Below are 12271 nucleotides of genomic sequence, written 5' to 3'. Positions count from 1 at the left end.
TCTAAATTAAATAGAAAAGCCTTGATAAAGATGGAGTTTGGAGGAAAATGATGGGTCAATTAAAAGAAAAATTGATATTAAAGTTAAAGAATAAAACGGCTAAGTTGGGAGTGGTTGGATTAGGATACGTGGGACTACCTCTTGCTGTAGAAAAAGCTAAAGCTGGTTATGAGGTAATCGGGTTTGATGTTCAAGATAAAAAAGTTGAAATGGTCAATAGAGGTGAAAATTATATAGGAGATGTAGTTACAGATGATTTAAAAAGTCTGGTTGAATCAGGAAAATTGAAAGCTACTACAGACTTTAGCTTTATAGGAGAAGTAGATACTGTTTGTATTGCGGTACCAACTCCTTTAGATGTGTATAAACAACCAGATTTATCTTATGTAATAAAGTCTACAAGAGATGTATCTAATTTTTTAAGAAAGGGAATGCTTGTTGTTTTAGAGAGCACAACATACCCAGGAACAACTGAAGAGGTAATTAAAACAATATTAGAAGAAAGCGGCTTAAAATGTGGTGAAGATTTCTTTTTAGCCTTTTCACCAGAAAGAGTTGATCCAGGCAACAAGCTTTATAATACAAAAAACACACCTAAGGTAGTTGGAGGGTGTACTCCGGAATGTACTGAAGTTGCAGGAATGCTTTATAGAAGTGTTTTAGAAGGGGACATTATGGAAGTTTCTTCACCAGCGGTTGCAGAGATGGAGAAAATTCTTGAGAATACCTTTAGAAATATTAATATTGCCCTAGCAAATGAGATGGCAATTTTATGCAACAGAATGGGGATTGATGTCTGGGAAGTTATTGATGCAGCAAAAACTAAACCTTATGGCTTTATGCCATTCTATCCAGGACCAGGAATTGGTGGACATTGTATTCCTTTAGATCCATTTTATTTGGAGTGGAAGGCAAGAGAATATGATTATCATACAACATTAATTGAAACCTCAGGTATTATAAATGATTCTATGCCTAATTTTGTTATAGAGAATGTTATGAAGCTTCTTAATAGCCATAAAAAAGCATTAAATGGAGCTAAAGTACTTGTATTGGGAGTAGCATATAAAAAGGATATTGATGATATGAGGGAATCACCAACCTTAAAGGTGTTAGATCTTTTAGAGAAAAATGGTGCAGAAATAATTGTAAACGATCCATATATACCTAGTTTTAAGCATAAAAATGTGGAGTATGTTTCTGTGGATTGGGAAAAGGTGATTGATGATACGGATATAGTGCTCATAACAACGGACCATAGCTGTTATGATTACGAAATTATTGTTGAAAAGGCTAAATTACTTTATGACACCAGAAATGCAACAAAAAATGTTAGGAATAATAGGGAAAAGATTAATAAACTTTAGTGTGAGTAGATACAGTACATAAGAGGTTCCTTATGTACTGTATCTAAATATTATTACAACTAAAAACTTATCTAAACTTATTAGGAGGATGGACAATGAAAATATTTAAGGTAGCAGTAATTGGATGTGGAAGAATTTCATATAAAGGCATTGAGGCCATTGTAAATAATAAGGAATTTTTAAAGCTGGCTGCAGTATGTGATCCTGTTGAGGATAAAGCTATTGCAAAGAAAAAGGAATATCTTGAGAAGATTAATGAAGATCATAGTGTCAGTATATATAGGGATTATATGGAGATGCTTGAGAAGGAGCAGATTGATATCGCTTATATTGCTACAGAAAGTGGATATCATCCAGAAATATCAATAAATTGCATGAATAAAGGAATTAATGTAGTTGTTGAAAAGCCTATGGCGCTATCAATAAGTGATGCAGAAGCTATGATTGATAGTGCAAAGAAAAATGGTGTTAAGCTTTGTATAGCTCATCAAAACAGATTTAACAAGGCTGTTCAAAGATTAAGAAAAGAAGTAGAAGTTGGAAGCTTTGGGAAAATGGTGAATGGAACTGCAAGAATACTTTGGAACAGGAATATGGGGTATTATGAACAGGCACCATGGAGAGGCACTTACGAATTAGATGGAGGCACATTAATGAATCAATGCATTCATAATATTGATTTATTACAGTGGATGATGAATTCAGAGGTTGATACTGTATATGCTCAATGTGGAACATTTCTTAGAAAAATTGAAGGGGAAGACTTTGGAGCAATTATCATAAGGTTTAAAAATGGAGCAGTGGGAATAGTTGAGGGAAGTGCATGTGTTTATCCGAAGAATTTAGAAGAAACCTTGAGTATTTTTGGAGAAAAGGCTGCAATATGCATCGGTGGAATAGCAGTTAATAAGATTGAAACCTGGAGAGTTGAAGGTTCATCAGAAAGTGAAGAAGAGGTTCTTGCAGCTCAAGATGATAATCCGTCTAATGTATATGGCTCAGGACATACATTGTTATTTAAGGATTTAGTGGATTCAATAATTAATGACAGGGAGCCACTAATAAGTGGAGAAGAAGGAATAAAACCACTTCAAATTATTCTTGCAGCATATAAGTCCTCTGCAACAGGAATGCCAGTGAAATTCCCAATGGGAGAATTTTCAACTAAGGAAATGAAGAAATTAATGAATAAGTAAGAGAGGTACCTACAGGGTGGGATATAAAAAAAATATAGCTAGTAACTTTGTTACACAAATAATTACATCAGCATTAGCTTTTGTAGTTAGTATTATAGTATCTAGAGTACTGGGACCTGAAGGTAAGGGGGTGGCAGCATACTTCCTATTGTTTTTTACAACAATAGGGCAGTATGGTCATTTTGGAATAACATATGCAACCCCGTACTTTAGTAAAAAAACTGAATATGATAGTGAGGAAGTATTTCATAGTAATTTTTCTTACACAATAACTATGTGTAGTATTATTTCTTTAATTATTCTGTTAGGAAGACATTTTGGTTTAATATTTAAAGAATATGATTATTTTATGATTTTTCTTGGTATTTTTACTTTAACTTTTACAATGATTATGGAATTCTTATCTACATTTTATATTGCTAATGAAAGAATCATTGAAGTAAATAGAATTAACTTAACTTCAAATCTGATTAAGTTATTTATAATATTTATTTTATGGATTACCTCTACTTTAACTGTTTATACATATTTATTGGTTTTAGCTTTTCCTTTAATTTTTAATACAGTTTCTATGAGGAGAAATTTGAAGGGGAATTTTAAGTACGTTTTAAATAGTGATTTGTTAAAAAGAGAATTCAAATTTGGAATGACTATATATTTAGCTACTTTGTTTATATTTATGAATTATAAAATAGATCAATTTTTTATAAAATTTATGCTGGGAGAAGCCCAATTAGGAGTTTATACCGTAGCTGTTTCTTTAGCTGAATTACTTTTCTTAATTCCAGGAAGTGTGGCGGGCGCAATTCTTGGAAGGTTATACAATATGAGCAATGATAGCCCAGAGGAAAGAAAAAGGCTTACAAGTGGAACTATAAAGGTAACTTTTTATGTAACCTTTATTTTAATGATTGCAGGAATAATCTGCACAGCCTTAATTCCATATATTTATGGGGAGTCTTATTCTGGAGCTGTATTGCCAACAATTGTTCTATTTATTGGAATTTTGTTTGCATCAATAGGAAAGATTTCATCATCATACTTTCAAAGTTCTGGAGAACCTAAAGTTCATTTGTACATAACTTTTTTAGTATTCATGGTAAATATATCAATGAATTGGATTTTAATTCCTATTGTAGGGATTGTTGGTGCAGCTATTGCTTCTAGTGTATCCTATACGGTTTATGGCATATCCTATGTGATTATATTTATAAAAAGAGAAAAATTTACTTTTGAAGGATTGTTTTTACTTAATAAGAATGAAAGAGAAATTATTTGTTCTACGGTAAGGAAACTTTTGAGAAGATAATGGAGGTCTTATGAAAAAATATTGGGAAGACTTTAAAGATAGAAAGTATGGAAATATAATAATAATTTCTTTATTAGTTTTATCAGTCATTATAGTTTTTGGGGGTGTTACATGGATAGTCCAGCAAAATAGCAGAAGTGAAGGATATAATAATGCTTCTGTAATAGAATTTAGAGATAAGAATTTTGAAAAAGCCATAAGGAAGAAAATTAACAAGTCCTGGGGAGAAATTTATGATGTGGATGTGGAAAATATAACAGCAATTAATTTAGCTAATAAGGGGATTGAAAGTATTGATGGAATACAATATTTTTATTCGTTAGTTAGCTTGAATCTTTCAGGGAATAAAATAAAAGATCTAACAGTAATAAGTAATTTAAGATATTTAAAAGAATTATATTTAAGTGACTGTGATTTAGTGGATGCCAGTGTGGTTGGAAATCTAACAAATCTTACATATTTGGATTTATCGAAAAATAATATTAATAATATTTCTTTTATAAGATCTATTACAGGCCTCACTTTTTTAGATTTAACAAGAAATAATATCAGTGATATTAAGCCGTTAATAGATTTAAAGAACCTTAATTTATTAAGTATAAATAATAATAGAATTAATACTGTTCAAGATGTAATACAGATAAGCAGTTTGGTTACTTTAGATATTTCTAATAACAGTATTGTAGATTTAACAGGTATTGAAAGATTGACAAATTTAATAGAATTAAAAGCTAACAACAATGGAATCGGAATTATAAGTTCCTTAGAGAACCTGAAAAATTTGCAAGTATTGGAACTAGCTCATAATAACATCAATAATTTAGAGTTTGTAAAGAATAATTCTGGTTTGAAAAGCATCAACATATCTAATAACGATATAAGTGATATAAACCTTCTTCAAGGTATTTCAGCCTTAGAAAAGGTAAGTATCAGATTTACTAAAGTAAAGGATATAGGGGTTTTAGCATCTTTGCCTAATCTTAATGAGGTTTATTTAGATGATGATGTAGATAGAGAACCAATAAGAGAAATGAAAACCAGATTTAAAAATGCTGATATAGTAACAAAAGAGTTTTTTGTGAATGCACTATATAATGACCAAAAGTAAAGGATGAAGTAATAATGATTCTTAAAATAATAATAGTTGCCATGGGATTAACGGTGAGTACTTATTTGTTTAAAAAGGCATCAGGCACACTAAATGTTAGAAAATTGAATTTGATTTCATATACATATTACTTATTTTTGTTGCAGACATATATTGGAGTAAGTCTGATGTATTTAGGGGATAGAGGTCATTATACCCTTAAATATGTTATTAATGAAGCTTCAATTGACAGAACTTATTATTATGTTTTGTTAACTGCTATTTTATTCCCCTTAGTCATAATGCTTGTATATAAAATTCTCAAAGTGGATATGAATACTATATATGATGAGTATTTAGCTAAGGATACAGAAACTTACAATGAAAAAGCAGTTTTTTTTATTGTAGTTGCTATTTCAGCAGTTTGTATATCATTAATGATATTGCTTTTTATAAAAATCGGATATATACCGTTGTTTAAAATATTATTTGCTGAAAATGGGTTTAACTTTAAAACAGAAAGAATAAAGGTTGCACAGGTTACAATCATAAATCAATATATTAAAAATATATTAGTACTTTCGCTGATACCTGTTTTATCATATATAGCATTTACTTATTCTTGTACTACAAAAAAAGTAAGTTGGTTTTTACTATTTGCCGTTTTATTCACCTCGTCAATATTTATCAAAACCTATAATTTTGCTAAAACACCAGTTATATTTTATTTATTTACGCTGGTTATCTTATTCATAATTTTAAACAATGGAATAAATAGGCTTTATTTTTATGGAATAATAGCTTCATTTGCCATATTAATTTTTTCATTATATGGAGTTATGGGAGCTAACATGGAGATATCACTATATAACGGTCCTATAGGAAGAACTTTATTTACACAAGCTGGAACTTTAATATATCATTTTGATTTTTTCCCAGAGTCCTTTCCATATTTAATGGGAAGAAGCTTTGCAGGCTCAATATTGGGAATTGTTGGTTCAACTATGACAAGTGTCAGGTCAGCTAAAATAATCATGTCCTTTTATGGATCACGTAGTGTATATGATGGTATTGCAGGAGTTATGAATGCCTTATTTATAGGTGAGGCTTATGCAAATTATGGTTCTATTGGAGTAGTTATTAGCATTGTTTACGTAGCACTTTTATTTGGTTTGATTTTATGGCTGTTTACAAGAAAGCTAAAAAAAACTGCTTTGAATGTTGCGTTATTGGGCGTTTTTACTAGTGAGTTAGCGAATACAACACAAGGCGGATTCTTTGATTTTTTATATAATGCAAATATGATTGTGATTGTTATTATGTTTATTTGTATAACCTGCTTTAGTAGATTTTTATTCAAAGATGAAAAATATAAAGGTAGAACTTATGATTAAGGATTGGAAGGGATGCTCATGAAAAAGTGCATTGTTTATTACCCATTTAACATTGATAAAAACCATCCAAGTGCAACGAATATCAGACCGGTAAAGTTTATAGAAGGCTTTAAAGAAGCTGGATATGAAGTTGAAGTAATAATGGGTTATGGACAGGAGAGAAAGGCAAGGGTGGAAGAAGTTAAAAGAAAAATAGAAAAGGGTGAAAGATATGATTTTCTTTATACAGAAAGTGCTACAGAACCAACACTTTTAACTGAGAAAAATCACATTCCAAAGTTTCCATTTTTAGACTTCGGCTTCTTTAAGTACTGTAAGAAGAAAGGTATACCAATAGGGTTGTTTTATAGAGATATTTATTGGAGATTTAGCTTATATAAGGAAAGTGTAGCTCTTCAAAAGAGAATACCTGCATATGCTTTTTATTATTATGATTTGATGATGTATAAGAAATATTTAAATGTGCTTTTTTTACCGTCAACGATGATGAAAAAGTACATACCGTTTAATATCTCAATTCCAACATATCAGCTGCCCTCAGGATGCGAGGAAGTACTTGTAAAGAACTCGTCTCCTAAAGAGAATAAAACCATAAAAATTTTATATGTGGGGGGCATAGATAAGAAATTATATAATATCGAAGGTTTGGTTAAAGCGGTATATGAAAATGAAGAATTTACTATGGATATATGCTGCAGGGAAAATGAATGGAAGAGTAATAGAGGGCAGTATGAAAAATATCTAAATGATAGAATTCATGTAATTCACAAAAATGGAAAAGAACTTGATGAAGCAGCAATGGAAGCTGATTTGTTTTCCTTAGTTTTTGAAACCTCAGAGTATAGAAAATTTGCAATGCCAATGAAGCTGTTTTCATATATTGCTTACGGAAAGCCTATTATAGGGATAAAAGATACAGCAGGGGGAGACTTTATTGAAGAAAATAATATTGGATATGTTGTGAATTACGATGAAAGTGAAATAAAAGCTCTACTAAAAAGGATTGAAATAATATCAGAGGATGAAAAGGAAAGAAAGCTGCAAGCTGTTAAGGAAGCTTATAAGAAGAACACCTGGAAGCAGAGAGCTATAATGGTGGCAGAGTGCCTTAACAAGAAGTAGCAAGAGGAGAAACTATGAAAATTTGTTATTTATCAGATGCTAATAGTATACATACAAAAAAATGGTGTAATTATTTTAAGAGTAAGGGATATGAAATTCATGTTATTTCATTAAATGAGGGTAGTATTCCAGGGGTAAAAGTATATAGTTTAAATATGAAGCTTGATGAAGTTAAAGGACGCAGCTATTTTGGCAAGTTTAAATATATAACGCTAATAGGGAAAGTTAAAAGGCTTGTTAATGAAATTAAGCCGGATATACTTCATGCTCACTATGCATCAAGTTATGGCTTTTTAGGTGCGTCAACAGGGGTTCACCCTTATATTATTTCACTATGGGGAAGTGATATATATGATTTTCCTAAAAAGAATATTTTGTTTAAAAAGTTTCTAGAAAGAAATTTAGAAAGAGCAGATATTATTTTATCTACAAGCAGAGTTATGGCTGATGAAGCTAAAAAATACACAGATAAAAATATCGAAATTACACCTTTTGGAGTAGATATTGATTTGTTTAAACCGCTGGATGATAGTAAGAAAAAAGAAAGTGATAAGTTAATAATTGGAACTATCAAAGCTTTTGAAAAACAGTATGGAATTGAGGATTTAGTAAAAGCTTTTGGGTTATTATCGAAGAAATATAAAAATATATATTTAGAGTTAGGTGGAAGTGGTTCGCAGCAAGGTGAACTTGAGCAACTTATTAAGAGTTTAGGTATTGAAGATAGAGTTAAATTTTTAGGGTTTATGCCACAAAGGTCGGTTGTTGAAGCTTTAAACAGATTTAATATAGCAGTTTTTCCTTCAATATTTGAAAGTTTTGGAGTCGCGGCTGTAGAAGCGCAAGCATGTGGAATTCCTGTAATAGTGTCTAATGCCGAAGGTCTTAAGGAAGCTACTTGTCCAGGAAGAAGCAGTATCCAAGTAGAAAAGGGAAATGTTGAACAGTTAGCGGAAGCATTGCAGGAACTCATTACTAATGAAAAATTAAGAGAAGATATGGGTAGGTTTGGAAGAATTTTTGTGGAAGAGAATTTTAATATAAAAGATAATTTTGATAAGGTGGATAGATTATATCGAAGAATTACTATTATATAGGAGAGGAAATATTAAATGAAGATAATAACGGTCATTGGAGCAAGACCTCAATTTATAAAGGCTGCGGCAGTTTCAAATAAGTTGAGGAAAAAAAATCAAGAGATATTGATTCATACAGGACAGCATTATGATGAAAATATGTCAAAGATATTCTTTGATGAACTTGATATTCCATACCCAGACTATAATCTTTCAGTTGGTTCTGGAGGCCATGGAAAGCAGACTGGAGAGATGTTAATAAAACTTGAGGAAATATACGAAAAAGAAAAGCCAGAATTGGTATTAGTTTATGGTGATACAAATTCAACTTTAGCTGGAGCATTAGTAGGAAGTAAAATGCTTATTCCAGTTATTCATGTGGAGGCTGGTCTTAGAAGCTTTAATAAATCCATGCCAGAAGAACAAAACAGGATAATAACAGATCACTTGTCCTCATTACTTTTTGCACCAACAGAAATAGCGGTAAAAAATTTAAGCAACGAAGGAATCGTCAATAATGTTTATAATTCTGGAGACGTAATGTTTGATGCAGTGCTGCATTTTGGTGAGGTTGCAAAGAAAAAAAGCAATATCATAGAGGAGCTTGGAATTAAAAATCAAGAATATATTTTAACTACTATTCATAGAGCTGAAAATACAAATGATATTTGTAGGTTACAAAATATAATTGACGCTTTAAATGAATGTGGAAGGATTGTGATTCTTCCATTGCATCCAAGGACTAAAAAGTATATTCAGGATTATGGGTTAACTTTCAATAGCAATATTAAGGTAATTAGTCCTATAGGTTATTTGGATATGCTTTCATTAGAAAGAAGCTGTATAAAAATTGTAACAGACAGTGGCGGAGTACAGAAGGAAGCATTTTTTATGCAAAAGCCATGTATAACTATGAGAGATGAGACAGAATGGGTTGAAACTGTAGACAACGATTGGAATAGAATTGTGGGAACTGATAAGAAGAAAATATTAAATGCAATTATTGGTTTTGAGCCTAAGATGCAGCAAAAAGATATTTTTGGAGATGGAACTTCTTCAGAAAAAATTTGTGAAATAATCGAAAGCGAAAGAATTGGGAGGTAATCATGAAAATATTATTTTTAACCCAATATTGCCCTCCAGAGGTGGGTGCACCTCAAAATAGAATATTTGAATTTGCCAAACAGTTAAAGAGCTTTGGACATGAGGTTACAATTTTAACAGCTATGCCGAATTATCCAAGGGGTGAAATTTTTGAGGAATATAGAGGGAAGAAAATAGTGACAGAGAATCTTGATGGAATAAACATCGTAAGAACTGGAATATATGCAACTAAGAGTAAGGATTTTACCAAAAGACTTCGAAATTATCTTTCATTTACTTGGACTAGTGTAGCTCAAGGAACAAGACACATAGGAAGACAGGACTTTATTATCACAGAATCACCACCTTTATTTTTAGGATGGTCAGGATATGTTTTAGCAAAGCTCAAAAAGGCAAAGTTTGTTTTTAATGTATCAGATTTATGGCCGGAGTCAGCTGTAAAGCTAGATGTACTTCATAATGAAGCTATGATAAGGGCATCCATATGGCTTGAGGAGTTTTGCTATAAGAAGGCAGCTGCAGTTACTTGTCAGACTCAAGGCATTGTTGATAATATTGTGAATCGCGGCTTTGATAAAAGAAAGATTCATCTTATTACTAATGGAGTTGATACTGAATTTTTCAAAAGAGAGAAGCGTTCGCAGGAATATAGGGAGATTATTGGAGTTAATGATAAATTTGCAGTGGTTTATGCTGGAATTCATGGTCTAGCTCAAGGGCTGGAAGTTGTAATAAGTGCAGCAGAGCTTTTAAGGACTGAGAAGGGGATACAGTTTGTATTCATTGGTGAAGGTCCAGAAAAACCAATGCTTGTGGAGTTGGTTAAAGAGAAAAAACTTGAGAATGTAACCTTTTTACCAATACAGAGCAAGAAGGATATGCCACAGATAATTGCATCTATGGATGCTACGGTAGTACCTTTAAAAAAACTAGATTTATTTAAAGGAGCATTGCCTTCAAAAATGTTTGAGGCATTAGCATCAGAACTGCCTATTGTTCTTGCAGTTGAGGGGGAAGCAGAGGAACTAATTAAAAATGCCAAGGCAGGAATTGTGGTTGAGCCTGAAAATGAAAAGTCTATTGCACGGGCTGTTTTAAAGTTATATGAAGATAGGGACTTAAGAGAAGAACTAGGACGGAATGGAAGAGACTATGTTATGAAGTATTTTTCTAGAGAAGCTATTACTCGAAGATTAGAAAAGATTCTATTGGATTTAAAGTAGGGAGTGAAGGATATGTATAAGAAGCGGGATACTTTTTTACCTTATGCTATTCCATTAATTGATGAAAATGATATAAATGAAGTGGTTGATACTTTGAAATCTGGATGGGTTGCAAAAGGACCTAAGACCATGGAGTTTGAGAAAAGATTTGCAGCTTATGTTGGAGCAAAGCATGCCATAGCAATGAATTCTGCTACTGCAGCACTTCATATTGCACTTATTGCAGCGGGAATTAAACCAGGAGATGAAGTAATAACCACATCAATGACATTTGCTGCAACGGTTAATACAATTGTACACATGGGGGCGATACCAGTGTTTGTGGATATAGATCCAGAAACAGGCTGTATTGATGCAGATAAAATTGAAGAAAAAATTACTAAAAAAACTAAAGCAATTGTTCCAGTACATTATACAGGTCATGCTTGTGATATGGACAAAATCAGAACAATAGCAGAGAAGTACAATCTTTTTGTGTCAGAGGATGCAGCTCATGCCGTTGAGACCTTTTACAAAGGTGACTTAATTGGTAAAAAAGGAGATTGTGCCTGCTTCAGTTTTTATGCAACTAAAAATATATGTACAGGTGAAGGGGGGATGCTTACAACTAATAGGGATGATATAGCAGAAAAAGCCAGAGTTATGTCACTTCACGGTATGAGTAAAGCTGCATGGAACAGATACGGTAAAAGTGGATCTTGGAGATATGATATAGAATATCCAGGCTTTAAATATAATATGTTTGATATTCAAGCAGCTTTAGCGAAGACTCAAATGAATAAATTAAATGAAATGCAGAATAGAAGAAAAGAAATTGTAAGTGCATACAATGATGCTTTTAGTAAAGTTGATGGTGTAAAGATACCAGTTGTAAGGTCTTATACCACTCACTCTTGGCACTTATACGTGCTAAGATTAGAACTTGATAAGCTGACAATAGATAGAGATAGATTCATTGAATTGATGAATGAAGCTAATATTGGAATTAGTGTGCATTTTATACCTGTTCATTTAATGAGTTACTATAGAAATAATTATGGGTTTAAGGAAGGTGACCTTCCACTTACAGAAAAATATTTTGATTCTATAGTGTCGTTACCTCTTTATCCAAAGATGACTAATGATGATGTCGCGGATGTTATTGGAACAGTTACTTACATAATAAGTAATAATCATAAATAAGAATATAACAGTAATGCTGAAAAGCGTTGATTTAACTAATGAAACTTGCTTTTTAGATAAATAGTCGAGAAGGATTGTATTTGTAAAAATATAGTCCTTTATTTTTTTACTTAAGTGAATATTATAAGCTCAGGGTGACAAGATTAATAAGAGAAAAAGTCATTAAACATGAAGAAATTTAAGGGGAATAATAGAGAGAAAGATAGATAAA

The 12271-nt window shown here is 31.8% G+C and carries 10 protein-coding genes; all 10 read left to right on the top strand.

What is annotated here, in order from left to right; translation table 11 throughout:
• Positions 1–50 precede the first annotated feature (50 nt).
• The 10 genes from BN1075_RS11685 to BN1075_RS11640 all read left to right on the top strand — a co-directional run bounded on the left by BN1075_RS11685 (position 51) and on the right by BN1075_RS11640 (position 12060).
• Positions 51–1367, top strand: coding sequence for a nucleotide sugar dehydrogenase (locus BN1075_RS11685; RefSeq protein WP_040193322.1), 1317 nt, complete (start codon positions 51–53; stop codon positions 1365–1367).
• Between the two features lie 95 nt (positions 1368–1462).
• Positions 1463–2563 carry a Gfo/Idh/MocA family protein gene (locus tag BN1075_RS11680; protein WP_040193321.1) on the top strand — a complete coding sequence of 367 codons (1101 nt, stop codon included), beginning with the start codon at positions 1463–1465 and terminating at the stop codon, positions 2561–2563.
• Between the two features lie 16 nt (positions 2564–2579).
• Entirely contained in the window at positions 2580–3872 is a 1293-nt protein-coding gene (locus tag BN1075_RS11675) for a flippase (RefSeq protein WP_040193320.1), read from the top strand.
• Positions 3873–3882: 10 nt separating this feature from the next.
• A complete protein-coding gene (locus BN1075_RS11670) occupies positions 3883–4980 on the top strand; it encodes a leucine-rich repeat domain-containing protein (RefSeq protein ID WP_040193319.1) in 1098 nt (365 codons plus the stop codon).
• A 14-nt stretch (positions 4981–4994) separates the two neighbouring features.
• Positions 4995–6353, top strand: a complete 1359-nt coding sequence (locus tag BN1075_RS11665; protein WP_148315496.1) for an O-antigen polymerase — start codon at positions 4995–4997, stop codon at positions 6351–6353.
• 18 nt (positions 6354–6371) lie between these two features.
• Complete coding sequence (locus tag BN1075_RS11660; protein WP_052406516.1) at positions 6372–7475, top strand: glycosyltransferase; 1104 nt, start codon at positions 6372–6374, stop codon at positions 7473–7475.
• A 14-nt stretch (positions 7476–7489) separates the two neighbouring features.
• Entirely contained in the window at positions 7490–8572 is a 1083-nt protein-coding gene (locus BN1075_RS11655; protein WP_040193315.1) for a glycosyltransferase, read from the top strand.
• A 15-nt stretch (positions 8573–8587) separates the two neighbouring features.
• Entirely contained in the window at positions 8588–9655 is a 1068-nt protein-coding gene (gene wecB, locus BN1075_RS11650; protein ID WP_040193314.1) for a non-hydrolyzing UDP-N-acetylglucosamine 2-epimerase, read from the top strand.
• 2 nt (positions 9656–9657) lie between these two features.
• Positions 9658–10878, top strand: a complete 1221-nt coding sequence (locus tag BN1075_RS11645; protein WP_040193313.1) for a glycosyltransferase family 4 protein — start codon at positions 9658–9660, stop codon at positions 10876–10878.
• A 12-nt stretch (positions 10879–10890) separates the two neighbouring features.
• Entirely contained in the window at positions 10891–12060 is a 1170-nt protein-coding gene (locus tag BN1075_RS11640; protein WP_040193312.1) for a DegT/DnrJ/EryC1/StrS family aminotransferase, read from the top strand.
• The last annotated feature ends 211 nt before the right edge of the window (positions 12061–12271 follow it).

This window comes from Clostridium culturomicium, from assembly GCF_000821305.1.
Lineage (GTDB): Bacteria > Bacillota > Clostridia > Clostridiales > Clostridiaceae > Clostridium_J > Clostridium_J culturomicium.
This window is presented reverse-complemented; position numbering and strand designations above follow the sequence as displayed.